This is a genomic window from Frateuria sp. Soil773 (assembly GCF_001428405.1).
Classification (GTDB): Bacteria; Pseudomonadota; Gammaproteobacteria; order Xanthomonadales; family Rhodanobacteraceae; genus LMSL01.
The window spans coordinates 354,815-380,182 of sequence record NZ_LMSL01000040.1; the positions used below are offsets into that span (position 1 = coordinate 354,815).

19 protein-coding genes are annotated in these 25,368 nt (G+C 69.4%); 8 read left to right on the forward strand and 11 right to left on the reverse strand.

All coding sequences use genetic code 11. The annotated features are described in order from the left end of the window. Positions 1-11: 11 nt before the first annotated feature. From uvrC to ASG87_RS15755, 6 genes are all read right to left on the reverse strand, one after another. On the reverse strand, positions 12-1,841 hold the full coding sequence (gene uvrC, locus ASG87_RS15730) for an excinuclease ABC subunit UvrC (protein ID WP_056007237.1): 1,830 nt from the start codon (positions 1,839-1,841) through the stop codon (positions 12-14). A 13-nt stretch (positions 1,842-1,854) separates the two neighbouring features. Continuing rightward, complete coding sequence (gene kdsB / locus ASG87_RS15735) at positions 1,855-2,631, reverse strand: 3-deoxy-manno-octulosonate cytidylyltransferase (protein WP_056007240.1); 777 nt, start codon at positions 2,629-2,631, stop codon at positions 1,855-1,857. Between the two features lie 61 nt (positions 2,632-2,692). After that, a complete protein-coding gene (gene aroA / locus ASG87_RS15740; RefSeq protein ID WP_056007243.1) occupies positions 2,693-4,000 on the reverse strand; it encodes a 3-phosphoshikimate 1-carboxyvinyltransferase in 1,308 nt (435 codons plus the stop codon). 28 nt (positions 4,001-4,028) lie between these two features. Next, the gene (gene pheA, locus ASG87_RS15745) at positions 4,029-5,117 is read right to left on the reverse strand and encodes a prephenate dehydratase (RefSeq protein ID WP_056007246.1); all 1,089 of its coding nucleotides are present in this window, start codon (positions 5,115-5,117) and stop codon (positions 4,029-4,031) included. A gap of 80 nt (positions 5,118-5,197) precedes the next feature. Further along, a complete protein-coding gene (serC, locus tag ASG87_RS15750) occupies positions 5,198-6,283 on the reverse strand; it encodes a 3-phosphoserine/phosphohydroxythreonine transaminase (protein ID WP_056007417.1) in 1,086 nt (361 codons plus the stop codon). Between the two features lie 72 nt (positions 6,284-6,355). Further along, entirely contained in the window at positions 6,356-7,120 is a 765-nt protein-coding gene (locus ASG87_RS15755) for an FHA domain-containing protein (RefSeq protein WP_056007249.1), read from the reverse strand. 484 nt (positions 7,121-7,604) lie between these two features. On the opposite strand from ASG87_RS15755, the gene ASG87_RS15760 reads away from it, so the two are divergent. Together ASG87_RS15760 and infA are read left to right on the forward strand one after the other, a co-directional pair. Continuing rightward, entirely contained in the window at positions 7,605-7,880 is a 276-nt protein-coding gene (locus tag ASG87_RS15760) for a polyhydroxyalkanoic acid system family protein (RefSeq protein WP_056007253.1), read from the forward strand. 83 nt (positions 7,881-7,963) lie between these two features. Beyond that, positions 7,964-8,182 carry a translation initiation factor IF-1 gene (gene infA, locus ASG87_RS15765; protein WP_014402653.1) on the forward strand — a complete coding sequence of 73 codons (219 nt, stop codon included), beginning with the start codon at positions 7,964-7,966 and terminating at the stop codon, positions 8,180-8,182. A gap of 102 nt (positions 8,183-8,284) precedes the next feature. Here the strand turns inward: infA and clpA are convergent, their stop codons facing one another. Then, positions 8,285-10,552 carry an ATP-dependent Clp protease ATP-binding subunit ClpA gene (clpA, locus tag ASG87_RS15770; RefSeq protein WP_056007256.1) on the reverse strand — a complete coding sequence of 756 codons (2,268 nt, stop codon included), beginning with the start codon at positions 10,550-10,552 and terminating at the stop codon, positions 8,285-8,287. 63 nt (positions 10,553-10,615) lie between these two features. Further along, positions 10,616-10,942 (reverse strand): ATP-dependent Clp protease adapter ClpS, encoded by a 327-nt coding sequence (clpS, locus tag ASG87_RS15775; RefSeq protein ID WP_056007259.1) that lies wholly within the window; start codon positions 10,940-10,942, stop codon positions 10,616-10,618. 132 nt (positions 10,943-11,074) lie between these two features. Here clpS and ASG87_RS15780 point away from each other — a divergent pair, with 132 nt between their 5' ends. The 3 genes from ASG87_RS15780 to hflD are packed head-to-tail and all read left to right on the forward strand — an operon-like array spanning position 11,075 to position 13,324. After that, positions 11,075-11,572 (forward strand): NUDIX hydrolase, encoded by a 498-nt coding sequence (locus ASG87_RS15780; RefSeq protein ID WP_056007262.1) that lies wholly within the window; start codon positions 11,075-11,077, stop codon positions 11,570-11,572. After that, positions 11,569-12,690, forward strand: a complete 1,122-nt coding sequence (gene mnmA / locus ASG87_RS15785; protein WP_056007265.1) for a tRNA 2-thiouridine(34) synthase MnmA — start codon at positions 11,569-11,571, stop codon at positions 12,688-12,690. Before ASG87_RS15780 ends, mnmA begins: the two co-directional genes overlap by 4 nt. A gap of 10 nt (positions 12,691-12,700) precedes the next feature. Then, complete coding sequence (gene hflD, locus ASG87_RS15790; protein ID WP_056007268.1) at positions 12,701-13,324, forward strand: high frequency lysogenization protein HflD; 624 nt, start codon at positions 12,701-12,703, stop codon at positions 13,322-13,324. A gap of 21 nt (positions 13,325-13,345) precedes the next feature. Here hflD and poxB read toward each other — a convergent pair whose 3' ends face one another. After that, complete coding sequence (poxB, locus tag ASG87_RS15795; protein WP_056007271.1) at positions 13,346-15,070, reverse strand: ubiquinone-dependent pyruvate dehydrogenase; 1,725 nt, start codon at positions 15,068-15,070, stop codon at positions 13,346-13,348. A gap of 110 nt (positions 15,071-15,180) precedes the next feature. Between poxB and ASG87_RS15800 the strand changes: the two genes are divergently transcribed. Next, positions 15,181-16,086, forward strand: coding sequence for a LysR family transcriptional regulator (locus ASG87_RS15800; RefSeq protein ID WP_056007274.1), 906 nt, complete (start codon positions 15,181-15,183; stop codon positions 16,084-16,086). 175 nt (positions 16,087-16,261) lie between these two features. On the opposite strand, the gene ASG87_RS15805 is transcribed toward ASG87_RS15800, so the two are convergent. After that, positions 16,262-17,164 (reverse strand): LysR family transcriptional regulator, encoded by a 903-nt coding sequence (locus tag ASG87_RS15805; protein ID WP_056007277.1) that lies wholly within the window; start codon positions 17,162-17,164, stop codon positions 16,262-16,264. Between the two features lie 109 nt (positions 17,165-17,273). Further along, complete coding sequence (gene acnB / locus ASG87_RS15810; protein WP_056007280.1) at positions 17,274-19,865, reverse strand: bifunctional aconitate hydratase 2/2-methylisocitrate dehydratase; 2,592 nt, start codon at positions 19,863-19,865, stop codon at positions 17,274-17,276. A gap of 385 nt (positions 19,866-20,250) precedes the next feature. Here acnB and acnA point away from each other — a divergent pair, with 385 nt between their 5' ends. Together acnA and ASG87_RS15820 are read left to right on the forward strand one after the other, a co-directional pair. Further along, positions 20,251-23,001, forward strand: coding sequence for an aconitate hydratase AcnA (acnA, locus tag ASG87_RS15815; protein ID WP_056007283.1), 2,751 nt, complete (start codon positions 20,251-20,253; stop codon positions 22,999-23,001). 583 nt (positions 23,002-23,584) lie between these two features. Next, positions 23,585-25,135 carry a glycosyl hydrolase family 39 gene (locus tag ASG87_RS15820; protein WP_056007286.1) on the forward strand — a complete coding sequence of 517 codons (1,551 nt, stop codon included), beginning with the start codon at positions 23,585-23,587 and terminating at the stop codon, positions 25,133-25,135. The last annotated feature ends 233 nt before the right edge of the window (positions 25,136-25,368 follow it).

Genomic DNA, 25,368 nt, shown 5'->3' on the forward strand with positions numbered 1-25,368 from the left:
CGCCGGCGGCTTCAGGCATGCAGGGCCGCATAAATGCGCTCGGCCAGGCCGCGGTCGATGCCCTTCACGCGCATCAGCTCCTCGATGCCCGCTCCTTCCACGCCGGCCAGCCCGCCGAAAGTCTTGAGCAGCGCCGTGCGGCGGCGCGCGCCGATGCCCGGCACGTCTTCCAGCACGCTGCGCTCGCGCGCCTTTTCGCGCCGCTTGCGATGGCCGCTGATCGCGAACCGATGCGCCTCGTCGCGGACTGCCGCGACCAGGTGCAAGGCCGGCGACGCCGAACCGGGGTGGATCTCGCGTCCCGAGCCGGCCAGCACCAGGGTCTCCTCGCCCGCGCGCCGGCCCGGCCCCTTCGCGACGCCGACGACCTCGATGCCGCTCACGCCGAGTTCGCGCAGCACGTCCAGCGCCTGCGCCACCTGCCCGCCGCCGCCGTCGATCAGCAGCACGTCGGGACGCGCGCCCTCCCCTTCGGCCACCTTGCGGAAACGCCGGGTCAAGGCCTGGTGCATCGCCGCGTAGTCGTCGCCCGGGGTGATCCCGGCGATGTTGAAGCGGCGGTAGTGCGATTTCTCCGGTCCCTCCGGGCCGAATACCACGCAGGAGGCCACGGTGGCCTCGCCGCGCGTGTGGCTGATGTCGAAGCACTCGATCCGGCGCGGCATCTCCGCAAGCCCCAGCACCTTCCGCAGGTCGTCGAAGCGCGTGCCCAGGGTCTGCCGGCTGGCCAGCCGCGAGGTCAGCGAAGCCTGCGCGTTGCGCCGGGCCATCTGCAGGAAGCGCGCGCGTTCGCCGCGCACGCTCGACTTCAGCTCCACCGCATGCCCGGACTGCTGCGCCAGCAGCTCGGCCAGGATCGCCTGGTCGGCGATCGCCTCACCGAGGATCAGCTCGCGCGGCACCGGGCGGTCCAGGTAGTACTGCGCCAGGAACTGCGCCAGCACGTCGGCCGGCTCGGCATCCAGCGGCAGGCGCGGGAAGAAGTCGCGGGTGCCCAGGCTGATCCCGTTGCGGAAGAACAGCACGCTGACGCAGGCCATGCCCGACTCGATGCACACCGCGACCACGTCCATGTCGGCGCTGGCGCCCTGCACGTGGTGCTGCGCCTGCAACTGCCGCAGCGCGGCCACCTGGTCGCGCAGGGCGGCGGCGCGCTCGAACTGCAGCGATGCGCTGGCCTGCTCCATGGCGCCGGCCAGTTCGTCGATCACCGCGCTGCTGCGCCCGTCGAGGAACATCTCCGCATGGCGCACGTCGCTGCGGTAGTCGTCCACCGAGATCAGCCGCACGCACGGCGCCGTGCAGCGGCCGATCTGGTGCTGCAGGCAAGGCCGCGAACGGTTGCGGAAATAGCTGTCCTCGCACTGGCGCACCTTGAACAGCTTCTGCATCAGGTTGAGGCTCTCGCGCACGGCGAACGTGCTCGGGTACGGCCCGAAGAAGCGCCCCGGCAGGTTGCGTGCGCCGCGGTGGAAAGCCAGCCGCGGGTATTCCTCGCCGCTGGAAAGGTAGATGTACGGATAGCTCTTGTCGTCGCGCAGCAGGATGTTGTAGCGCGGCTTGAGCGACTTGATCAGTTGCGACTCGAGCAGCAGCGCCTCGCCCTCGGTACGCGTCACGGTGATCTCGCAACGCGCGATCTGCGACACCATCGCGGCGATGCGCGGCTCCATCCGCGGCTTGAGGAAGTAGCTGCCGACGCGCTTCTTCAGGTTGCCTGCCTTGCCCACGTACAGCAGCTCGCCGTCGGCGTCGAAATAGCGATAGACGCCGGGCGAGCTGGTCAGGGTATGGACGAAAGCCTTGCCATCGAACGACGGCGGCGACTGGGATGGCTGCATGCGGCCGATTCTATCAAGCCTGCGCCGCTAGCCACCGTTCGGCGCGTTCCAGATCGGCCTGGGTGTCGATCCCGGGCGGAAACGGTTCAGGCGTCATGCGCACGGCGATGGCGTAGCCGTGCTCCAGCACGCGCAGTTGTTCGAGCGATTCGGCCTGTTCCAGCGGCGTGCGCGGCAGGCGGGCGTATTGCTGGAGGAAGCCGGCGCGATAGGCATAGATGCCGATGTGGCGCAGGAACGGCAGGCCGGCCGGCAGGGTTTTCCGGTCCGCGGCGAAGGCGTCGCGCGCCCATGGCAGCGGTGCCCGGCTGAAGTACAGCGCGTGACCGTTGCCTGCGCGCACGAGCTTCACCACGTTCGGATCGAACAGTTCGTCCGCGTCGCTGACCGGCGCGGCCAGGGTGGCCATCGGCGCGTCGCTGTCCGCCAGCGCCAGCGCCACTTCGCGTATGCCGGCCGGCGGCGCGAACGGCTCGTCGCCCTGCAGGTTCACCACGATGGCATCGTCCGGCCAGCCGTAGTGCGCGGCGCACTCCGCCAGCCGGTCGCTGCCGGAGGCGTGGTCGCTGCGGGTCATGCACACCTCGACGCCCTGCCCGGCCAGCGCATCGGCGATGCGCGGATCGTCCACCGCCACCACCACCTGCGCCGCGCCCGCCTGCAAGGCGCGCTGCGCCACGCGCACCACCATCGGCACGCCGGCGATCTCGCGCAGCGGTTTGGCCGGCAACCGGGTCGAGCCGTAGCGGGCCGGGATGGCGACGATGAAAGGGGGCAGCGGAGCGGACATGGCGACCTCGTACTGGATCGCGCAAGCCTAACCGCTGCGCCGCCGGCAGACGAGCCCGCGCTCAGCCTGCCGGCGCGATTGCGAACCCGCAGCCGTTGGCCAGTTCCATGAAGCCGGGAAACGAGGTGGCGACGTGGAAGCAATCGACGATCCGCACCGGGCCGTCCGCGACCAGCCCGGCCACCGCGAAGCTCATCGCGATGCGATGGTCGGTCAGGCTTTCCACCGTGCCGGCGCCGATCGGGCCGCCGTCGATGACCGCGCCGTCCGGCGTTTCCTCGATCGCCACGCCGAGCGCGCGCAGGCCGGCGGCCATCGCCGCGATCCGGTCCGATTCCTTGACCCGCAGCTCGGCGGCCCCGCGGATGACGGTACGGCCGCGGGCCGCGGCCGCGGCGATGAACAGCACGGGAAACTCGTCGATCATGTCCGGCACCAGCGCGACGGGCAGCTCGACGCCGTGCAGCGGCGCATGGCGTACCACCAGGTCGCCGACGGGTTCGCCGCCGCTCTCGCGCGGATTCTCGATGGCGATGTCCGCGCCCATCAGCCGTAGCGCCTGCAGCAGGCCGGTGCGGCGCGGATTCAGCCCGATCCCGGGCAGGCGCAGCGCGGAGCCCGGCACGATGCTGGCGGCCACCAGGAAGAACGCCGCGGAGGAAAAATCCGCCGGCACGTCGACGTCGGTGGCATGCAGCGCGTGGCCGCCTTCCAGCTTCGCGCGCCCCGGCTCGAACGCGATCGGCCAGCCGAAGGCCGCCAGCATGCGCTCGGTGTAGTCGCGGGTCGGATGCGGCTCGACCACCTCGGTGTCGCCGGCAGCGTACAGGCCGGCCAGCAGCAGCGCGGATTTCACCTGTGCGCTGGCCACCGGCAGTTCGTAGCGGATGCCCTGCAACCGCTGGCCGCCATGCACACGCAGCGGCGGCAGGCCGTCCTGCGTATCGATCCGCGCGCCCATCCGCGCCAGCGGGTCGGTGACCCGGCGCATCGGCCGCTTCGACAGCGAGGCGTCGCCGACCAGGGTGCTGTCGAACGCCTGCCCCGCCAGCAGGCCGGCGAGCAGGCGCATGCCGGTGCCGGCGTTGCCGCAGTCCAGCGGCTGCGCCGACGCGCGCAGGCCGTGCAGGCCCACGCCGTGCACCACCCGCTCGCCGGCGGCAGGCGCGTCGATGCGCACGCCCATCTGCGCCAGCGCCGCGGCGGTGGCGCGGGTGTCCTCGCCTTCCAGGAAGCCGCGGATGTGCGAACGGCCCTCGGCGAGAGCCGCCAGCATCAGGGCGCGGTGCGAAACCGACTTGTCGCCGGGGATGCGCACGCTGCCGTGCAACGGCCGCCCGCGGCGGCTGTCCCAGTCCAGGCGGCTCATGCGTGCCGCTCCCTGCCCGTCGCCGCCCTCACGGCAGCGCCACCGGGTAGGAGCCCAGCACCCGCACCGAACCCGCCGACTGGTCGATCTCCTGCACCGCGGTCTGCACCGCCTCGTCGTGGATATGCCCGGACACGTCGATGAAGAACGCGTATTGCCACTTGCCGGTATGCGCAGGGCGCGATTCGATGCGGTTCATGCTGACGCCGTGCTTGGCGAGCGGGCTCAGCACGTCGTAGAGCGCGCCCGGCTTGTCGTTCACGGTGACCAGCAGCGAGGTGCGGTCGTTGCCGGAGGGCGGGAACAGGCTGCGCCCGATCACCAGGAAGCGGGTGGTGTTGTCGGCGCGGTCCTCGATCGCGTTCGCCAGCGTCTTGAGGCCGTAGATCTTGCCCGCGGTCTCGCCGGCGATCGCCGCCGCGTCGCCGGCGTGCCGCACCAGCCGCGCGGCCTCGGCATTGCTGCTCACCGCGATGCACTCCACGTCCGGCAGGTTGAGGCGCAGCCAGGTCTTGCACTGCTGCAGCGACTGCGCATGCGCATAGACCCGCTTGATGTCGCCCAGCTCGCCGGCCAGCGAGTGCAGGCACTGGTGCACGCGCAGCTCGACCTCGCCGCAGATGCGGGCGTCGGAGGTGAGGAACATGTCCAGGGTCACCTGGATCATGCCTTGCCCCGAGTTCTCCACCGGCACCACGCCGAAGTCGGCATGGCCGGCGGCGACCTCCTGGAACACCTCCTCGATGCTGCCCAGCGGCAGGCCGTAGGCGGCATGGCCGAAATGCTTGCGCACCGCCTGCTCGCTGAAGGTGCCCTCGGGGCCGAGGAAGCCGACCTTGAGCGGGTCTTCCTGCGCCAGGCAGGACGACATGATCTCGCGGAACAGCCGCACCATCTCCGTATCGGACAGCGGGCCGTGGTTGCGGTCCACCACCATGCGCAGCACGTGCGCCTCGCGCTCGGGACGGTAGTAGTCGATCGCGGAAAGCCCTTCGCCCTTCACCCGCGCCACTTCCTGCGCCCAGTTGGCGCGCTCGGAGATCAGCTCCTGGATCTGCCGGTCGATGCTGTCGATGCGGTCGCGCACCTGCCCCAGCGAGGCTTTGGTATCAGTCATGCAATGGAAGCCTAGGCGTAAAGAAGTCCAAACCGCCGTCCATAGTGCCCGAAAAGAAGACGAACCGCCCGTCCGGCGGCTCAGCCGTGCCGCGCCGCGAAGTCGCGCATGAACGCCACCAGCGCCTGCACCGCCTCCAGCGGCACCGCGTTGTAGAGGGACGCGCGCATGCCGCCCAGCGCCTTGTGCCCCTTCAGGGCCAGCAGCCCGGCGGCCTCCGACTCCTGCAGGAAGGCCGCGTCCAGCGCGCCGTCGTGCAGGGTGAACGGCACGTTCATGCGCGAGCGCGACGGCGGCGCCACCGGGTTGCGGTAGAAGCCGCCGGAACCGTCGATGGCCTCGTAGAGCAGCCCGGCCTTGGCCCGGTTGGCCGCGGCGATGCGCTCCAGGCCGCCCTGCTCCTTCAGCCACTGGAAGGTCAGCCCGGCCAGGTACCAGCCCCAGGTATTGGGCGTATTGAGCATCGAATCGGCCGCCGCCTGCGCGGCATAGCTGAAGATGCGCGCCATCGGCCGCGTCGCGCGCTGCAACAGGTCGCGGCGGACGATCATCACCACCAGCCCGGACGGGCCGATGTTCTTCTGCGCGCCGGCATAGATCAGCCCGAAACGGCCGACATCCAGCGGGCCGGAGAGGATGTTGGACGACATGTCCGCCACCAGCGGCACCTCGCCGACCTCGGGGACGTCGTGGAACTCCACGCCGTGGATCGTCTCGTTGGGCGTGTAGTGCACGTAGGCCGCGCGCGGATCGAGCTGCCATTGCTCGCGCGGCGGCAGTTGCAGGTAGTCGTCGGCGGCGCTGCTGGCGGCCACGTTCACCCGCACGTAGGGTGCCGCCTCGCCCGCCGCCTTGGCGCTCCAGTGGCCGCTCACGACGTAGTCGGCACTGTCGCCGGTACCGGCCAGGTTCATCGGGATCTGCGCGAAATGCTGGGTGGCGCCGCCTTGCAGGAACAGCACTGCATAGGTCTCGGGAATCGCCAGCAGCCCGCGCAGGTCGGCCTCGGCCTGCGCGGCCATCGCGATGAAGCGCTTGCCGCGGTGCGACTGCTCCATCACCGAGGCGCCGCTGCCGTTCCAGTCCAGCAGCTCGCGCTGCGCCCGCTCGAGCACCGCCTGCGGCAACGCCGCCGGTCCCGCGCTGAAATTCCAGACCCTGCTCAAGGACGACTTCCCGGTGATGGCGATCACGGCATTATGCCGCACCGCAGCAAGCAGCCGTCAACAACGGTTTCGCTAGAAACGGACCAGCAGCATCAAGGCAATGCCGAGCGCCAGCACCGCCGCGGTGGCGATCAGCCACCACACTTCCCCGCGCGGCCCGGCCGCCTCTTCCGGCAAGTGCTCGGGTGCCGGCGCCGGCACGGCGATCGCCGGCGTGGGCACCAGCCCTGGCGCATCGACGACGAAGCGATGCATGCCGATGCCGAGCTGGTCGCCGGGTTGCAGGGCCGCCTCCCGCACGACCACGCCATTGAGCCGCAGCGGATGGCCCGTCGACGGATCGGTTTCGAGGCGCAACCGGCCGTCCAGCCAGAACAGTTTCAGCGTGCCCGACTCCCCCTGCGGCAGCTCCAGCGGCTGGCTGCCCTGCGGCCCGAGCTCCAGCCGGTCGTGCAGCGGCAGCACCCGGCCCGAGAGCGGACCGGCGACCGCGCGCAGCGCCACCGTGCAGTTGCCCGGCCCGTGGAAGGACGACGGGTCGCGCTCCAGGGGCGATTCGTCGGCGCACAGCAGCATGCGGCAATCGCCCACGCTCAGGGCATCGCCCGGCCGCAGCAGGGCGCGCTCGCGCACCGGCCGCGCATTCACGTAGACGCGTCCGCACGACGGCATCACCTGCAGCACCCAGCCGCGCCGGTCCTGCTGGATGCGCAGGTGGTGCGCGGCGGCCTGGTGGGCGGCCACGACCAGGTCGTTGTCGGGGGCACTGCCGATGCGCAGCAGCACCTGCGTCCAGCGAAAATCCTCACGGGGCGAATTGGGAAACTCGATGCGCATCTGTGAACCAGTCGATTGACGGCCGGACTCTAGCAGATGCATGCGCCGCATCGATGCGCCACGGGCGCTCCGGGCCGCCTGTGCTCCGAATGCCCTGTGGCCGGGCGGCTTGCGCACGGCCAAGGCTGCTTTCGCTAGAGCGCGCACAGGGCGCCGGCGTTGCGCCTCGACCGTCCATCCGCCACCCAATGGCGCTCGCAGAGGGGCCCCAGCCATCGGCAGGCTCTAAAAGAGCCCAATCCATCCGTCGGTCCAGCCACCTTTCCCGCCGTTCCTGCGAGGCGCTTTTCAACAGCCGAAGGGCTGGTCAAGCAGGCATCCAATGGCTCGATGCTTCAAAGCTCAAAGACGCCGGATCCCAGCTTGACCGGCCCTGCGGCCGTTGAGAGCCGCCGGGATGACGCTTCGTGTGGGAATACCTGGATATCCGGGACAGGCTCTAAGATGTGGCGCCGCATTCCAAATTGGCCCACCCGGAGTACCCATGCCAAAGATCGACATCCGCCGTCCGCACCACCTGCCGCTGGCCGAAGCCCGCGGCGTGATCGACCAGGTCGCGGCCCGCATGCGCGAGAAGTTCGGCATGGAAGGCCAGTGGCAGGGCGACACCCTGCGCTTCTCCCGGCCCGGGGTGAACGGCGCGATCGCGGTCGGCAGCGACGAAATCCACGTCAGCGCGGAGCTGGGCATGATGCTGTCGCCGCTCAAGGGCATGGTCGAGCAGGAGATCCGGCGCAAGCTGGACGAGCATTTCGGCTGATGATTCTTTAACCATCGCCACGGACGTGCCATAATCGCCCGCTTACGCGGCCACGACGGCCGTGATCGCACCGACCGGAACGCATGGCCAAAGACGACGTCATTGAAATGGAAGGCACGGTCCAGGAGACCCTGCCCAATACCATGTTCCGTGTGCAACTGGAAAACGGGCACGTGATCATCGCCCACATTTCCGGTCGCATGCGCAAGCATTACATCCGCATCCTGACCGGCGACAAGGTCAAGGTGGAGATGACCCCGTACGACCTCACCAAGGGCCGGATCACCTACCGCATGAAGTAGGTTCCGGTGCATGGAAAAAGGCCGCGCGATGCGCGGCCTTTTTCGTGGGCGGCTCCCGCCTCCTTGTCTTCGCCCCTGCCTCCCGCGCAGGGGCGCCCATGTTCAGTCCACCACGGCCGGCAGCTTTTCCGCCGCCTCGGTGGTGACCAGCAGCTCGCCGTCGCGCACGCCCAGCGTCACCTTGCCACCCTCGGCCAGCTTGCCGAACAGCAGCTCGTCGGCCAGCGCGCGCTTCACCTTCTCCTGGATCACCCGCGCCATCGGGCGCGCGCCCATCTGCGGGTCGAAGCCGTGCTCGGCCAGCCAGCGCCGCGCCTCGGCATCCACGTCCAGGCTGACGTGCTTCTCGGTCAGCTGCGCCTCCAGCTCGATCAGGAACTTGTCGACCACGCGCAGGATGTGGTCGAAGTCCAGCGGGTTGAACTGGATGATCGCGTCCAGCCGGTTGCGGAACTCGGGCGTGAAGCTGCGCCGGATCACTTCCATCGCATCGGTGGCGTGGTTCTGGGTGACGAAGCCGATGGTGCGGCGCGAGGCCTGCTGGGCGCCGGCATTGGTCGTCATCACCACCACCACGTTCTTGAAGTTGGCCTCGCGGCCGTTGGTGTCGGTGAGCACGCCGCGGTCCATTACCTGCAGCAGGATGTTGAACACGTCCGGGTGCGCCTTCTCGATCTCGTCCAGCAGCAACACCGCGTGCGGGTGCTTGGTCACCGCCTCGGTCAGCAGGCCGCCCTGGTCGAAGCCGACGTAGCCCGGAGGCGCGCCGACCAGCCGCGACACCGAGTGCGCCTCCATGTACTCGGACATGTCGAAGCGGATCATCTCGATGCCGAGCTGCATCGCCAGTTGCTTGGTCACCTCGGTCTTGCCCACGCCGGTGGGGCCGGCGAGCAGGAAGCAGCCGATCGGCTTGGACGGATCGGCCAGGCCCGAGCGGGCCATCTTGATCGAGGCGGCCAGCGCCTCGATCGCCGGATCCTGGCCGAACACCACCATCTTGAGGTTGCGTTCCAGGTTCTTCAGCACGTCGCGGTCGGACGCCGAGACCTGCTTGGCCGGGATGCGCGCCATCTTGGCGACGATGTATTCCACCTCGGGCACGTCCACCTTGCCGGTGCGCTCGCCCTCCGGCAGCAGCCGCTGGCGAGCGCCAGCCTCGTCGATCACGTCGATCGCCTTGTCCGGCAGCAGGCGGTCGGGGATGTGCTTGACCGAAAGGTCCACCGCGGCCTTCAGCGCCTCGTTGGTGTAGGCCACGTTGTGGTGCTCCTCGAAGCGGCTCCTGAGCCCCTTGAGGATCTCGATGCTGTCGGCCACGGTGGGCTCGACCACGTCGATCTTCTGGAAGCGCCGCGCCAGCGCGCGGTCCTTCTCGAAGATGCCGCGGAACTCCTGGAAGGTGGTCGAGCCGATGCAGCGCAGCTCGCCCGAGGCCAGCATCGGCTTGATCAGGTTGGAGGCGTCCATGGTGCCGCCCGAGGCGGAACCGGCGCCGATGATGGTGTGGATCTCGTCGATGAACAGGATCGCGCCGGGCTGCTTCTTGAGCTGGGCGATCACCGCCTTCAGGCGCTTCTCGAAATCGCCGCGGTACTTGGTGCCGGCCACCAGCGCGCCCAGGTCCAGCGACCAGATGGTGGCGCTTTCCAGCACCTCGGGCACCTCGCCGTCGACGATGCGCTTGGCCAGGCCCTCGGCCAGCGCGGTCTTGCCCACGCCGGCCTCGCCGACGTAGAGCGGGTTGTTCTTGCGGCGGCGGCACAGCACCTGGATGGTGCGCTCGATCTCGTCGGTGCGGCCGATCAGCGGATCGATCTTGCCTTCCAGCGCCAGCTCGTTGAGGTTGCTGGCGTACTCGTTGAGCGGGTTGCCCTTCGGCTCGCCGCCCTCCTCGCCTTCGCGCTCGCCGGCCGCAGGGCCGCTCGGCTCGTCGCCGATCTTGGCGATGCCGTGCGAGATGTAGTTGACCACGTCGAGCCGGGTGATCTCCTGCTGGTGCAGGAAGTACACCGCGTGGGAATCCTTCTCGCCGAAGATCGCCACCAGCACGTTGGCGCCGGTGACCTCCTTCCGCCCGGAGGACTGCACGTGGTAGACGGCCCGCTGCAGCACGCGCTGGAAGCCCAGCGTGGGCTGGGTGTCGCGCTCGTCGCCGTGCGGCAGCACCGGCACCGTCTCGGCGATGATCCGTTCCAGGTCGGCGCTGAGCCGCGGCAGGTCCACGCCGCAGGCGCGCAGCGCGCCCAGGGCGGACTGGTTTTCGGTGAGCGCGAGCAGCAGGTGCTCCACCGTCATGAATTCGTGGCGCTGCTCGCGGGCCTGCTTGTAGCACTGGCCGATGGTGACTTCGAGATCCTTGCTGAACATCCGGACCGTCTCCGTTGCAATGGCGGGGCGGCAGTTGCCGCGATGGCTACGAAATGGGGGCGCTCAGAGCTTTTCCATAGTGCACAACAAAGGGTGTTGATGGGTGCGTGAATATTCATTGACCTGGGTGACCTTGGTCTCGGCCACCTCGCGGGTGAACACGCCGCACACGCCCTTGCCGCGGGTATGCACGTGCAGCATCACCTGCACGGCCTTTTCCTGGTCCATGCCGAAAAAGCCGCGCAGCACCTCGACCACGAAGTCCATCGGGGTGAAATCGTCGTTCAGCAGCACCACCTGGTACAGCGGCGGCCGCATCACCTCCGGCCGGGCGGTCTCGACGGCCAACCCGTGGGCGTTGCCTTGTTCGTGTTCGGGTTCGTGAGCCATGCCTTTCCGGTCCGTCGTTCCTGGGTCGAAGTATACGCTGCGGCGCCCGCCGCCCGGGCCGTGCCGGACGGTAGGGCCATGCGGTCGGTAGGTAGTGGCACAATGACGGCTTTTCCAGTCCCCCTTCCCCCGATGAACCACTCCGCTTCCCGAGGCGATACCTGGCGCCCGCATGTCACCGTGGCCTGCGTGGTGGCCGACGGCGAGCGCTACCTGATGGTCGAGGAAGAGGTCAGCGGGCGCATCGTCTACAACCAGCCCGCCGGCCATCTGGACGAGGGCGAAAGCCTGGCGGACGCGGCGCGGCGCGAGACGCTGGAGGAAACCGCCTGGACCGTGGAACTGCAGCACCTGGTCGGCGTGCACCAGTGGCGCAGCACCGAGCACGGCGACGAGGTGCTGCGCTTCAGCTTTGCCGCCCGCCCGCTGCGCCACGATCCGCAGCGCCCGCTCGACGCCGGCATCCGCCGTGCGCTGTGGCTGACCCGTGCCGAGATCGTCGCCCTGGATGGACGCCTGCGCAGCCCGATGGTGCTGGCAAGCATCGACGCCTGGCTCGCCGGCCAGCGCCTGCCGCTGGGCGCCCTGGACAGCCTGCTGGCGGAGGCTCCCGCGGAGCCGCGCCCATGAAGGTGATGCTGGGCGTTTCCGGCGGCGTGGACTCATCGGTCGCCGCCTTGCTGCTGCAGCGGGCCGGCCACCAGGTCGAGGGCCTGTTCATGCAGAACTGGGAAGAGGACGACCGCTCCGGCCCCTGCACCGCCGACGCCGACCGCAAGGACGCCGTCGCCGTCTGCGGCCGGCTGGGCATCCCGTTCCACGCGCGCAACTTCGCCGCCGAATACTGGGACGGCGTGTTCGGGCACTTCCTCGCCGAGTACCGCGCCGGCCGCACGCCCAACCCGGACGTGCTGTGCAACCGCGAGATCAAGTTCAAGACCTTCCTGGACGAGGCGCGCGCGCTGGGCGCGGAGAAGATCGCCACCGGCCACTACGCCCGCGTGGACCGCCGCGACGGCGTATACCGCCTGCTGCGCGCGGTGGACGCGGCCAAGGACCAGACCTATTTCCTGCACGCGCTGGGCCAGCGGCAGTTGGCCGCCACGCTGTTCCCGGTCGGCGAGATCGAGAAGACGCTGGTGCGCGAGATGGCGCGCGAGGCGCAACTGCCCACGCACGCCAAGAAGGACTCCACCGGCATCTGCTTCATCGGCGAGCGCGATTTCCGCACCTTCCTCGGCCAGTACATCCCCGCGCGGACCGGCGAGATGCGCACGCCCGAGGGCATGCGCGTCGGCGAGCACCAGGGCGCGATGTATTACACGCTCGGCCAGCGCAACGGGCTGGGCATCGGCGGGCGCCACGGCGCCAGCGGCGAAGCCTGGTACGTGGTGGGCAAGGACGTGCCCGCCAACGTGCTCTACGTGGCGCAGGGCGGCGAGAACCATTGGCTCTACTCCCGGCGGCTGCGGACCGAGACGCCCACCTGGGTGGCCGGCACGGCGCCGTCGGCACGGTTCCGCTGCACCGCCAAGACCCGCTACCGCCAGGCCGACCAGGCATGCACGGTGAGCGTGCGCGGCGACGGCCTCGACGTGCATTTCGACGAACCGCAGCGCGCCGTCACGCCCGGCCAGTCGGTGGTTTTCTATGACGGCGAGGCCTGCCTCGGCGGTGCGGTGATCGCCGCCACCGACGCCCCCTTCGGCGGCCTCTCCAGCGATCGGGGAATTCCAGAACGTGCTTGAAACCTTTGCCATGAACGAAGAACGCGTGCTGGCGCTGGCCGGCCTTTTCCAGGCCGCCGCGCTGACCCAGCAACTGGCCAGCGAAGGACGCTGCGACGATGCCGCGATGGCCGCGGGCATCGCCAGCGTCTTTCGCATCGACGCGCCCTCGGTGGTCGGGGTGTACGGCGGCGTCGCCGGCGTGCGGCTGGGCCTGCGCACCCTCATCACCCAACTGGACGACGGCAGCCGCGACATGGCGGTCACCCGCATGGTGGTGACGGTGATGCGACTGGAGCGCAGCCTCGCCCGCCAGCCCGCCCTGCTCGCCAAGCTGCAGGACGGCATCGTCGCGGCGCAGCGCCAGGTCGCGCACTTCGGGCAGGACTCGCCGCAGGTGGTCCGGCGGCTGGCCGAGCTGTACGCCGGCACGCTGTCCACCCTGAAGCCGCGCGTGATGGTCAGCGGCGATCCGCAGCAATTGCAGCAGCCGCAGGTGGTGGAGCGCGTGCGCGCCAACCTGCTGGCCGCGGTCCGCTCGGCGGTGCTGTGGCGCCAGGTCGGCGGCCGGCAGTGGCAGTTGATCCTGTACCGCCGCCAGTGCGGCATGCTGGCCCGCGGCCTGCTCACCGGCACCACGCTGGACAACGGCTAGCGTGCCTCCCGCGGCGGCGGCTTAGCGTCGCCAGTTGGTCTGCGCCAGCTCCACCACCTCGTCGCCGCGGCCGTTCATGATCGCCTTGAGCATGTACAGGCTGAAGCCGCGCGCGTGCTCGAGCTGGATCTTCGGCGGCAGCACCAGCTCCTGCTTGGCGGTGACCACGTCCACCAGCACCGGACCGTCGTGCGCGAACGCGCGGCGCAGGGCGGGCTCCAGCTCGTCCGAGGCTTCGACGCGGATGCCCAGCACGCCCATCGCGTTGGCCATCGCGGCGAAATCCGGATTGTCCAGGTCGGTGTTCACGTCGAGGTAGCCGCTGGCCTTCATCTCCATCGCCACGAAGCCCAGCGAGCCGTTGTCGTACACGATCACCTTCACCGGCAGCCTGAGCTGGGCCAGCGTGATGAAATCGCCCATCAGCATCGCGAAGCCGCCGTCGCCGGACAGCGAAACCACCTGCCGCCCCGGCAGCGCGGCCTGCGCCCCGATCGCCTGCGGCATCGCGTTGGCCATCGAGCCGTGGTTGAACGAGCCGAGCAGCCGGCGCCGGCCGTTCATGCGCAGGTAGCGCGCGGCCCACACCGTGGGCGTGCCGACGTCGGCGGTGAACACCGCATCCTCGGCCGCCAGCTCGCTGACCAGCCGGGTCAGGTATTGCGGATGGATCGGCCGCCCCTTCGGCGAGGGCACGGCCAGGTCGTCCAGCCCCTTGCGCGCGGCGGCATAGTGCTTGAGCGCGGTGTCGAGGAAGCCGCGGTCGTTGCGCTTCTTCAGCTTGGGCAGCAGGGCGCGCACGGTCTCGCCGACGTCGGCGACCACGCCCAGGTCCAGCCGCGCGCGGCGGCCCAGCGCCGACGGATCGCAATCCACCTGCACCACCTTGGCCTTGCCGGGGTAGAAGTGGCGGTACGGGAAGTCGGTGCCCAGCATCAGCAGGGTGTCGCAGTTGAGCATCGCGTGGTAGCCGGAGCTGAAGCCGATGAAGCCGGTCATGCCCACGCTGAAGGGGTTGTCCCACTCGATGTGTTCCTTGCCGCGCAACGCATGCACCACCGGCGCGGCCAGTGCGTCGGCCAGCGCCATCACCTCGTCGTGGGCACCGGCGCAACCGCTGCCGCAGAGGATGGTCACCGCCTCGCCCTCGTCGAGCACGCTGGCCAGGCGATCCAGGTCGGCGTCGTTCGGCAGCATCCGCGGCGGCGTCAGCGCCGGCCACGTGCCGGTGGGCGCCACCGCTTCCTGCAGGGCCACGTCGCCCGGGATCACCACCACCGCCACGCCGCGCTGCAGGATCGCCGCGCGCATCGCTCGGTGCAGCACCTGCGGCATCTGCGCCGGGTTGGTCACCAGCTCCACGTAGTGGCTGCATTCCTTGAACAGCTCCTGCGGATGCGTTTCCTGGAAATACGCCAGGCCGATCTCGGAGGACGGGATGTGCGCCGCGATCGCCAGCACCGGCACGTGGTTGCGGTGGCAGTCGAACAGGCCGTTGATGAGGTGCAGATTGCCCGGCCCGCAACTGCCCGCACAGACCGCCAGCTTGCCGGTGAGCGCGGCTTCCGCGCCCGCGGCGAAGGCCGCGACCTCCTCGTGCCGCACCGGCATCCAGGCGATCCGCTTCAGCCGCCGCAGGCTGTCGTTGAGGCCGTTGAGGCTGTCGCCGGTGATGCCCCAGATGCGTTCGACGCCGGCCTGGACGAGGGTTTCTGCCAATTGGTCGGCAAGCGTGGTCCTGGGCATGGCGACTCTCCGGTGGGTGGATGCATCCACTGTGCCCGGCCTCGATCATGCTGTCTAATATATGGCGATGATGATTTTCATATCTTTCAACGAATAACGGGCGCTGCGACATGGAGCTGCGCCACCTGCGCTATTTCATCGCCGTGGCCGAGGAGCGGCATTTCACCCGCGCCGCCGCGCGCCTGGGCATCGGCCAGCCTCCGCTGAGCATGCAGATCCGCCAGCTCGAACGCGAGCTGGGCGCGCGCCTGTTCCACCGCCTGTCGCGCGGCGTCGAGCTGACCGAGGCCGGCCGGCGATTGCTGGAGCGGGCCGGCCCGGTCATCACGCAACTGGAGCAGGCCAAGGCCGAGGTGGCGCAACTGGCGCGTGGCGAGGCCGGCCGCCTGCGCGTGGGTTTTGCCGGCGCCACCTATTTCCAGCCGCGCGTGCCGGCCTTGATCCAGGACTACCGCCAGCGCCACCCAGACGTGGAACTGCTGCCCGAACAGAGCAATACGCCGGCGCTGACCCGGGGGCTGCACGCCGGCAGCATCGACGTGGCCTTCATCCGGCCCTCGGCGGAGGCCGACGAGGCGCTGGCCGTCGAGACACTGGTGGTGGAAAGCATGCTGGCGGTGCTGCCGCGCCGGCACCCGCTGGCCTCCGGCGGCGCGGCGATCCCGCTGGCGGCGCTGGCCGGCGAAACCTTCATCCTGTTTCCCCGCGACATCGGGCCTGGCCTCTACGACACGATCGCCGGCGCCTGCCACCGTGCCGGCTTCAGCCCCCGGCTCGGCCTGGCCGCGCCGCAGATCCCTTCGATCGTGCCGATGGTCGAGGCCGGCTTCGGGGTCTCCATCGTCCCCGCCTCGGTAAGCCGGATCGGCGGCGCCGGCGTGGCCTACCTGCCGCTGGCCGGCGATGCCCCGAGTGCGCTGCTCGCCCTGGCCTACCGGCGCGACGAGCGCTCCCAACTGGTGCGCCGGTTCGTTGCGCTGGCACGGCAGGCGGCACGCGAAGCCGCTGCCACCTGAGCCGAAGGGCGGGAACGGATACGGAAAGCGGCAAGCCCAGACCCCGGCAGGACGGCCAGGATCGCCGCTGCCGGAACACGGCCATATCGCAAGTCCGGCATGCAAAAGCGCGCGATTTCGGCCGCGTCCGCCGCCTGTGGAGCAACCTCGGCCAGGGAGGGACAGGCCGAGGCGGTCAGGCCACCCGCAGGCCCGGCCGCTGCCGGGCCAGCTTGCGCAGCAGTTCGGCCAGCGCCTGCAGGTCGTCGTGCCAGGGCGTGGCCTCGCGCCAGTACAGGGCGATCTCGCGCCCCGGCGCCTCGCCGCGGATCTTCACCAGCACCATCCCCGGCATCGAGGCCAGCCGTTCGCGCGCCAGCGCCGGCACCAGCGCGTAGCCGCCGCGCAGGCCCAGCAGCGCGGCCAGGCTTTCCAGGCTGACGTCCTGCACGTGGCCGCCGTGGCCGTCCAGGCCGTCGGCGTGGCTCTCGGCCATCAGGATCGCCTCGCCGGGGTCGAGCTGGTCCAGCGCCACGGCGCGCCGGCCGGCCAGCGGATGGTCCGCGCGCAGCATCAGCTCCCACGGCTCGAAGAACAGCGGCCGCATCGCGATGCCGCTGGCCGGCCGCGACGGCGGCGCCAGCACCGCGTCCAGCTCGCCCTCGTGCAGGCGCCGCAGCAGGCCGCGCGGCTTGCCCTCGGACAGGCTCAGGCGCGCGCCCGGGAAATGCTGCGGAAACGGATCGACCAGGTGCGGCAGCAGGTAGGGCCCCAGCGAGACCGGCACGCCCAGGCGCAGCTCGCCCCCGAACGCCACCGCGCCGGCGCGCGCCGCCTGCTGCAGGTGCTCGGCGGCGGCCAGCACCGCGTCGATCTGCAGCAGCAGGCGCCGCCCCCCGGCGGTGGGCACGATGCGCCGGCCGCCGCGCTCGAACAGCGGCGAACCCAGCGCCTGCTCCACCTTCTGCACCTGGTGCGACAGGCCCGACGGGCTGATGTGCATCGCCCGCGCCGCGCTGTTGAAGCTGCCGTGCCGGCAGACCGCCTGCACCAGGGTCAGGTCGCGCAGCGAAACGACTGATAGAAGGGTGGAAATCATCCGTGCGGCCTGTCGCCTCGTCGCCCGCCCCGGTGCGGAGCGTCCCGGCAAGGATAAACGACAAAGCCCGGCGCAAGGCCGGGCTTCGCCTGGGAACCCGCCGGAAAGCTCAGGCCTCGACGGTGTCGGCGACCTGCCTGAAGTCCTCGATCTGGTCGAAGTTCATGTACTGGTAGATCTTCTCGCCGTTGGCGTTGATCACCCCGATGTCGGCCATGTACTCGGCCTTGGTCGGGATGCGGCCCAGCCGCGAGCAGATCGCCGCCAGCTCGGCCGAACCCAGGTACACGTTGGAGTTCTTGCCCAGGCGGTTGGGGAAGTTGCGGGTGGAGGTGGAGAACACCGTGGCGCCCTCGCGCACCTGCGCCTGGTTGCCCATGCACAGCGAGCAGCCGGGCATCTCCATGCGCGCGCCGGCGGTGCCGAGCACGCCGTAGTGGCCTTCCTCGGTGAGCTGCTTCTGGTCCATCTTGGTCGGCGGGGCCACCCACAGCTTGGTCGGGATGTCGCGCTTGCCTTCCAGCAGCTTCGACGCCGCCCGGAAATGGCCGATGTTGGTCATGCACGAACCGATGAACACCTCGTCGATGGTGGCGCCGGCCACGTCGGAGAGGGTCTTCACGTCGTCCGGGTCGTTCGGGCAGGCCACGATGGGCTCGTGCACGTCGGCCAGGTCGATCTCGATCACCGCGGCGTACTCGGCGTCGGCGTCGCGCTCCATCAACTGCGGATCGGCCAGCCACGCCTCCATCGCCTTGATCCGGCGCTGCAGGCTGCGGGCGTCCTGGTAGCCCTGCGCGATCATGTACTTGAGCAGGGTGATGTTGCTGGTGATGTATTCGATGATCGGCGCCTTGTCCAGATGCACCGTGCAGCCGGCGGCGGAGCGCTCGGCCGAGGCGTCGGACAGCTCGAACGCCTGCTCCACCTTCAGGTGCGGCAGGCCCTCGATCTCCAGGATGCGGCCGGAGAAGACGTTCTTCTTGCCCTGCTTGGCGACCGTCAGCAGCCCCTGCCTGATCGCGTACAGCGGGATCGCGTTGACCAGGTCGCGCAGCGTCACGCCCGGCTGCAGCTCGCCCTTGAAGCGCACCAGCACGGATTCGGGCATGTCCAGCGGCATTACGCCGGTGGCCGCGGCGAACGCCACCAGGCCGGAGCCGGCCGGGAACGAAATGCCGATCGGGAAGCGCGTGTGGCTGTCGCCGCCGGTGCCCACGGTATCGGGCAGCAGCATGCGGTTGAGCCAGGAATGGATCACGCCGTCGCCCGGACGCAGGCTGATGCCGCCGCGGGTGGAGATGAAGGCGGGCAGCTCGTGATGGGTCTTCACGTCCACCGGCTTCGGGTAGGCGGCGGTGTGGCAGAACGACTGCATCACCAGGTCGGCCGAGAAGCCCAGGCAGGCCAGGTCCTTCAGCTCGTCGCGGGTCATCGGGCCGGTGGTGTCCTGCGAGCCGACCGAGGTCATCTTCGGCTCGCAGTAGGTGCCCGGGCGCACGCCCTGGCCTTCCGGCAGGCCGCAGGCGCGGCCGACCATCTTCTGCGCCAGGGTGAAGCCCTTGCCGGTGTCGGCCGGGTTCTGCGGCAGGCGGAACAGGGCGGACGGGGCCAGGCCCAGCGCCTCGCGCGCCTTGGCGGTGAGGCCGCGGCCGATGATCAGCGGGATGCGGCCGCCGGCGCGCACTTCGTCGAACAGCACCTCGGACTTCACCTGGAACTCGGCGATCACCTGGCCGTTCTTCAGCGCCTTGCCTTCGTACGGGCGCAGCTCGATCACGTCGCCCATCTCCATCTGCGACACGTCCAGCTCGATCGGCAGCGCGCCGGCGTCTTCCATGGTGTTGTAGAAGATCGGGGCGATCTTGCCGCCCAGGCACACGCCGCCGAAACGCTTGTTCGGGATGAACGGGATGTCCTCGCCGGTCCACCACAGCACCGAGTTGGTGGCCGACTTGCGGCTGGAGCCGGTGCCGACCACGTCGCCCACGTAGGCGACCGGGTGGCCGGCCTTCTTCAGGTCGAGGATCTGCTGGATCGGGCCGCGCTTGCCGTCTTCCTCCGGCTGGAACGGCGCGCCCTCGCGCTTGTTCTTCAGCATCGCCAGTGCGTGCAGCGGGATGTCCGGGCGGGTGGTGGCGTCGGGCGCCGGCGACAGGTCGTCGGTGTTGGTCTCGCCCGGCACCTTGAATACGGTGACGGTCAGGGTCTCGGGCACTTCCGGGCGGCCGGTGAACCATTCGGCCTCGGCCCAGCTCTGCAGCACGGCCTTGGCGTTGGCGTTGCCCTTGTCGGCCTTGTCCTTGACGTCGTGGAAGGCGTCGAACACCAGCAGGGTCTTCTTCAGCGCCTCGGCGGCGATGCCGCCCAGCGTGGCGTCGTCGAGCAGCTCGACCAGCGGATGCACGTTGTAGCCGCCCAGCATGGTGCCCAGCAGCTCGGTGGCCTTCTCGCGGCCGATCAGGGCGCACCGCTCGGTGCCGAACGCCAGCGCGGCCAGGTAGGACGCCTTGACCTTGGCCGCATCGTCCACGCCGGCCGGCACGCGCTCGGCGAGCAGTTCCACCAGGAACGCTTCCTCGCCGGCCGGCGGGTTCTTCAGCAGCTCGATCAGGTCGGCGGTCTGCTGGGCCGACAGCGGCAGCGCGGGAATGCCCAGCGCGGCGCGCTCGGCGAGGTGTTGGCGATAGGCGTTGAGCATGTGGTCTCGTCCGATGATTGAGCGGTGCGACGGCGCGGCCGGCCTTCCATGCGGCACGCGGAAAGCATGCGCAGAGAGGTCCGGCCGGGCATCTGCCTTGGGGTGGCGGGGACGGGAATCCCCTGCCCTCATGCCGTTGCGTGACGGCATTCCAGCCGCTTATTTTGCCAGCCGCGCCGCAATCGCCGCAACGCGAAGCGATGTTTCCGGCAGCGTTCGAAATCATGCAATGGCGCGTCCCGCGAATCGCTTGCACATCCCGCCGTTTGCCCCAAACTCGTCGGCATCGCCGGTCGATGGACGCCTTGCAATTTCGCTAACACCCGCCGTCCTAGACTTGCCAGTTGCGCCACGTCCGCAGCCCTTCGCAAACGGAGCCATTCCCATGCTGGATTCATTCGCCACCCGCGACACCCTCAAGGTCAACGGCAGCTCGTACCAGATCGCCAGCCTCGCCAAGCTCGGCCAGCGCTTCGACCTCAAGCGCCTGCCCTATTCGATGAAGATCCTGCTGGAGAACCTGCTGCGGCACGAGGACGGCGTCAACGTCACCGCGAAGGAAATCGAGGCGGTGGCCAACTGGGACGCGAAGAAGGAACCGGACACCGAGATCTCCTTCATGCCGGCGCGCGTGGTGCTGCAGGACTTCACCGGCGTGCCCTGCGTGGTCGACCTGGCCGCGATGCGCGACGCGGTGGTGAAGCTGGGCGGCGACGCCACCCAGATCAACCCGCTGGCGCCGGCCGAGCTGGTGATCGACCACTCGGTGCAGGTCGACGTGTACGGCTCCGAGTCCGCGCTGGAAAAGAACGTGGAGATCGAGTTCCAGCGCAACCAGGAGCGCTACGCCTTCCTGCGCTGGGGCCAGAAGGCGTTCGACAACTTCAAGGTGGTGCCGCCGCGCACCGGCATCGTGCACCAGGTGAACCTGGAGCACCTGGCCCGCGTGGTGTTCACCGGCGAGGTCGACGGCGAAAGCTGGGCCTACCCGGACACCGTGTTCGGCACCGACTCGCACACCACCATGATCAACGGCGTGGGCGTGCTGGGCTGGGGCGTGGGCGGCATCGAGGCGGAGGCGGCGATGCTGGGCCAGCCCTCGTCGATGCTGATCCCGCAGGTGGTGGGCTTCAAGCTCACCGGCAAGCTGTCCGAAGGCGTCACCGCCACCGACCTGGTGCTCACCGTCACCCAGATGCTGCGCAAGCTCGGCGTGGTGGGCAAGTTCGTGGAGTTCTTCGGCGACGGCCTGAAGCACCTGCCGCTGGCCGACCGCGCCACCATCGGCAACATGGCGCCGGAGTACGGCGCCACCTGCGGCATCTTCCCGGTCGACCAGGAGGCGCTGAACTACCTGCGCCTGTCCGGCCGCAGCGGGGAGCAGATCGCGCTGGTCGAGGCCTATGCCAAGGCGCAGGGCCTGTGGCACGACGAGAACACCCCGCACGCCGAGTTCACCACCACGCTGGAGCTTGACCTGGCCGACGTGCGGCCCTCGATGGCCGGCCCCAAGCGCCCGCAGGACCGCGTGCTGCTCGAAGGCGTCAAGCAGAACTTCCGCGACGTGATCGGCCCGCTCACCGCGAACCGCCGTCCGCGCGACAGCGACACCTCCAACTTCATCAGCGAAGGCGGCTCGGCGGCCATCGGCAATCCGGCCAACGCGCTCACCAACGGCGGCGTGCGCGTTGAGAAGGACGGCCAGAGCTTCAAGCTCGGCGACGGCAGCGTGGTGATCGCCGCGATCACCTCCTGCACCAACACTTCCAACCCTGCGGTGATGCTCGGCGCCGGCCTGCTGGCGAAGAAGGCCGCGGCGAAGGGCCTGAAGGCGCAGCCGTGGGTGAAGACCTCGATCGGCCCGGGCTCGCTGGTGGTCACCGACTACCTGGAGAAGACCGGCCTGCTGAAGGAGCTGGAGAAGGTCGGCTTCTACATCGTCGGCTACGGCTGCACCACCTGCATCGGCAACTCCGGCCCGCTGCCGGCGGAGATCAGCAAGGGCATCGCCGAGGGCGATCTGGCGGTGGCCTCGGTGCTGTCGGGCAACCGCAACTTCGAGGGCCGCGTGCATCCGGAAGTGAAGATGAACTACCTGGCCTCGCCGCCGCTGGTGGTCGCCTACGCGCTGGCCGGCACGCTGGACATCGACCTCACCACCGAGCCTCTGGGCACCGGCAGCGACGGCCAGCCGGTGTACCTGAAGGACATCTGGCCCACCAACAAGGAAATCTCCGACACCATCGCCGGCGCGATCAACCCGGCCATGTTCGAGAAGAACTACGCCGACGTGTTCAAGGGCGACAGCCGCTGGAACCGGATCGCCTCGCCGGACGGTGCGCTGTACCGCTGGGACGATTCCACCTACATCAAGAACCCGCCCTACTTCGAGGGCATGACGATGGCGCTGGGCACGGTGGAAGACATCCACGGCGCCCGCGCGCTGGGCCTGTTCGGCGACTCGATCACCACCGACCACATCTCGCCGGCCGGCTCGATCAAGAAGGACAGCCCGGCGGGCCGCTTCCTGATCTCCAAGGGCGTGGAGCCGAAGGACTTCAACTCCTACGGTTCGCGCCGCGGCAACGACGACGTGATGGTGCGCGGCACCTTCGCCAACATCCGCATCAGGAACCTGATGCTGGACAACGTCGAGGGCGGCTACACCCTGCACGTGCCGTCGGGCGAGCAGATGGCGATCTACGACGCCGCGATGAAGTACAAGGCTGAGAACACCCCGCTGGTGGTGCTGGCCGGCAAGGAATACGGCACCGGCTCGTCGCGCGACTGGGCCGCCAAGGGCACCCTGCTGCTGGGCGTGAAGGCGGTGATCGCCGAGAGCTTCGAGCGCATCCACCGCTCCAACCTGGTGGGCATGGGCGTGCTGCCCTGCCAGTTCAAGGCAGGCGAGAACGCGCAGTCGCTGGGCCTGACCGGCAAGGAGTCGTTCGACATCGTCGGCCTCGAGGGCGGCGAATCGAAGGAAGCCAAGGTGATCGCCACCGCCGCCGACGGCAGCAGGAAGGAGTTCAGCGTGCACGTGATGCTGCTCACTCCGAAGGAACGCGAGTTCTTCCGCCACGGCGGCATCCTTCAATACGTGCTGCGCCAGTTGGCAAGCAAGAAGGCCGCCTGATTCCGCAGTTGTCAGCGTCCACGAAAGCGCCGCCTCCGGGCGGCGTTTTTCTGCATGCCGCGCGGCGGCCATCCCGGCATGGCGCTACGGAGAACCTCGAATAACTCCTCCCTTACTCGTCATCCCGGCGAAACCCGGGGATCCGGCGACGGTGCATGACTGAAGGGCAAAAGCCCTGGATTCCGGCTTACACCGGAATGACGCGCGTCGAGGGGTTGTTCGAGTTTCCCTGCAGGCGGGCGTACAGAGCGCCGCGGCGGCGAAGGCTGGGCCAGCGGGTTCGCGAGGCTCCCCAGTGCGGGTCGTCGCCGCGCACGCCATGAAGATCACGCTCGACAGGCCGCAACAAAAGACCCATGCATCCATGTGGGATGCGACTTCAACCGCGACGCTCCGGCTTGCGACACCGCGGCCGACGGGTCGCGGCCGAAGCCGCCACCGGCACCCGTTATTGATTCCCATGGCTGGACGCGGCGCTGTGCCGTGTAGCAAACTGCGCCGCAATGTAAACGTTTACATTCCAATGGCCGGCGGCTCCTGCATGACCGCTGCCACGCCACCCACGCGTCGAACAGGATGTGCCATGACCGTTCTCACGTCGCTTCGAAACCTGGCCCTGGCCACTTGCGCGGGCGCCCTGCTGGCCGCCGGATGCGTCCAGGCCGCGCCGCCCGCCACGACCATGCTGCGCGTCGACGCCTCCGCCAGGGCCACCGCCTTTCCACACTTCTGGGAACGGATGTTCGGCTCCGGCCGCGCCTCGCTCGCGCTGCGCGACGACTACCGCAAGGACCTCGTCGCGGTGCGCGAGGCCACCGGCTTCGGCTACGTCCGCTTTCACGGCATCTTCGACCGCGACGTCGGCCTGGTGCGGCGCGAGCCCGACGGCCGCATCGCCTACAACTTCTCCTACGTGGACCAGATCTACGACGGCCTGCTCGAACGCGGCGTCAAGCCGTTCGTCGAGCTGGGCTTCATGCCGGAGGAGCTGACCTCGGATCCGAAGGCCATCCATGCCTTCTGGTACCACCCCAACGTGGCTCCGCCCAGGGACTATGCCGAGTGGGACGCGATGATCGCCGCCTTCGCCAGGCACCTGGTCGGGCGCTACGGCATCGACGAGGTCGCCAGTTGGTATTTCGAGGTGTGGAACGAGCCGAACATCGGCTTCTGGACCGGCTCGCCGGCGCAGTCGGCCTACTTCACCCTGTACGACCACACCGCCCGCGCGCTCAAGGCGGTGAGCCCGCGCCTGCGCGTGGGCGGCCCGGCCACCGCGCAGGCCGCCTGGATCCCGGATTTCCTCGCGCACGTGCACAAGGACAAGGTCCCGGTCGATTTCGTCAGCACCCACGTCTACGGCGACGACACCGCCGACAACGTGTTCCACACCCGCGAGGCCATCCCGCGCGCCGACATGGTCTGCCGCGCGGTGGACAAGGTGCACAGGGAGATCGCCGCCTCGCCCTACCCGCGCATGCCGCTGGTCTTCAGCGAATACAACGCCAGCTACGCCAACCTGCCCAACGTCACCGACACCGTCTACATGGGCCCGTGGATGGCCAACACCATCCGCGAGTGCGCCGGCAAGGTCGACCTGATGAGCTACTGGTCGTTCTCGGATGTGTTCGAGGAACAGGGCGTGGTGCGCAATCCGTTCTACGGCGGCTTCGGCCTGATCGCCGCCAACCGCATCGCCAAGCCGGCGTTCAACGCGTTCGCCATGCTGCACCGGCTGGGCGAGGAGCGGCTCGCCGTCGATTCGGATGCAGCCCTGGTCACCCGGCGCGGCGACGGCACCCTGGTGCTCGCGCTGTGGAACTACGCGCCGGAAGCGGGCAACACCGCCAGCTACACGCCCGGCCAGCCCGCCGGCGCGGCGAAGCATTTCGCCATCGCCGTGCGCCACCTGCCCGCCGCCGCCCGCGCCACCGTCTGGCGGCTGGACGCCACCCACGGCAACGCCGTCGCCGCGTTCGACCGGATGGGCCGGCCCGACTTCCCCAGCCGCGAACAGATCGCGCAACTGCGCAAGGCCGCCCAGCCGGCAGCCCCCGAGCACCTGGACGTGCGCGACGGCAAGCTCGAACTGGATATCCCGCCGCAGGGGCTGGCGGTGATCGAACTGCGTTGAACGGGTGCCGCGCATGCCGAGCCGGGGAAAGCGCCACCTCGTGCCTTGCCGCTTAAGCCGTGCGCATGCGCGCATGAAAGCCGGCGCCCGGGCTGGCCGTGGCGGCGGTGCGACGCCACCGGCTGTGCAAGGCCGCGCCGGGGTATCTGCTGCACCACCCCGGCACGGCGCACCGCCGGACCACCACCCAAGGAGAGCCAGGCCGATGAAGCGCACTCCCACCCACGCAGCGC

What these genes read in the sequence shown, in the direction of transcription:
- ASG87_RS15820 (WP_056007286.1), top strand. Translation starts at nt 23,585, where the DNA reads ATGACCGTTCTCACGTCGCTTCGAAACCTGGCCCTGGCCACTTGCGCG.
- mnmA (WP_056007265.1), top strand. Translation starts at nt 11,569, where the DNA reads ATGAAGGTGATGCTGGGCGTTTCCGGCGGCGTGGACTCATCGGTCGCC.
- poxB (WP_056007271.1), bottom strand. Translation starts at nt 15,070, where the DNA reads ATGCCCAGGACCACGCTTGCCGACCAATTGGCAGAAACCCTCGTCCAG.
- acnA (WP_056007283.1), top strand. Translation starts at nt 20,251, where the DNA reads ATGCTGGATTCATTCGCCACCCGCGACACCCTCAAGGTCAACGGCAGC.
- acnB (WP_056007280.1), bottom strand. Translation starts at nt 19,865, where the DNA reads ATGCTCAACGCCTATCGCCAACACCTCGCCGAGCGCGCCGCGCTGGGC.
- clpS (WP_056007259.1), bottom strand. Translation starts at nt 10,942, where the DNA reads ATGGCTCACGAACCCGAACACGAACAAGGCAACGCCCACGGGTTGGCC.
- ASG87_RS15800 (WP_056007274.1), top strand. Translation starts at nt 15,181, where the DNA reads ATGGAGCTGCGCCACCTGCGCTATTTCATCGCCGTGGCCGAGGAGCGG.
- hflD (WP_056007268.1), top strand. Translation starts at nt 12,701, where the DNA reads ATGAACGAAGAACGCGTGCTGGCGCTGGCCGGCCTTTTCCAGGCCGCC.
- ASG87_RS15780 (WP_056007262.1), top strand. Translation starts at nt 11,075, where the DNA reads ATGAACCACTCCGCTTCCCGAGGCGATACCTGGCGCCCGCATGTCACC.
- clpA (WP_056007256.1), bottom strand. Translation starts at nt 10,552, where the DNA reads ATGTTCAGCAAGGATCTCGAAGTCACCATCGGCCAGTGCTACAAGCAG.
- kdsB (WP_056007240.1), bottom strand. Translation starts at nt 2,631, where the DNA reads ATGTCCGCTCCGCTGCCCCCTTTCATCGTCGCCATCCCGGCCCGCTAC.
- aroA (WP_056007243.1), bottom strand. Translation starts at nt 4,000, where the DNA reads ATGAGCCGCCTGGACTGGGACAGCCGCCGCGGGCGGCCGTTGCACGGC.
- ASG87_RS15755 (WP_056007249.1), bottom strand. Translation starts at nt 7,120, where the DNA reads ATGCGCATCGAGTTTCCCAATTCGCCCCGTGAGGATTTTCGCTGGACG.
- ASG87_RS15760 (WP_056007253.1), top strand. Translation starts at nt 7,605, where the DNA reads ATGCCAAAGATCGACATCCGCCGTCCGCACCACCTGCCGCTGGCCGAA.
- uvrC (WP_056007237.1), bottom strand. Translation starts at nt 1,841, where the DNA reads ATGCAGCCATCCCAGTCGCCGCCGTCGTTCGATGGCAAGGCTTTCGTC.
- infA (WP_014402653.1), top strand. Translation starts at nt 7,964, where the DNA reads ATGGCCAAAGACGACGTCATTGAAATGGAAGGCACGGTCCAGGAGACC.
- ASG87_RS15805 (WP_056007277.1), bottom strand. Translation starts at nt 17,164, where the DNA reads ATGATTTCCACCCTTCTATCAGTCGTTTCGCTGCGCGACCTGACCCTG.
- pheA (WP_056007246.1), bottom strand. Translation starts at nt 5,117, where the DNA reads ATGACTGATACCAAAGCCTCGCTGGGGCAGGTGCGCGACCGCATCGAC.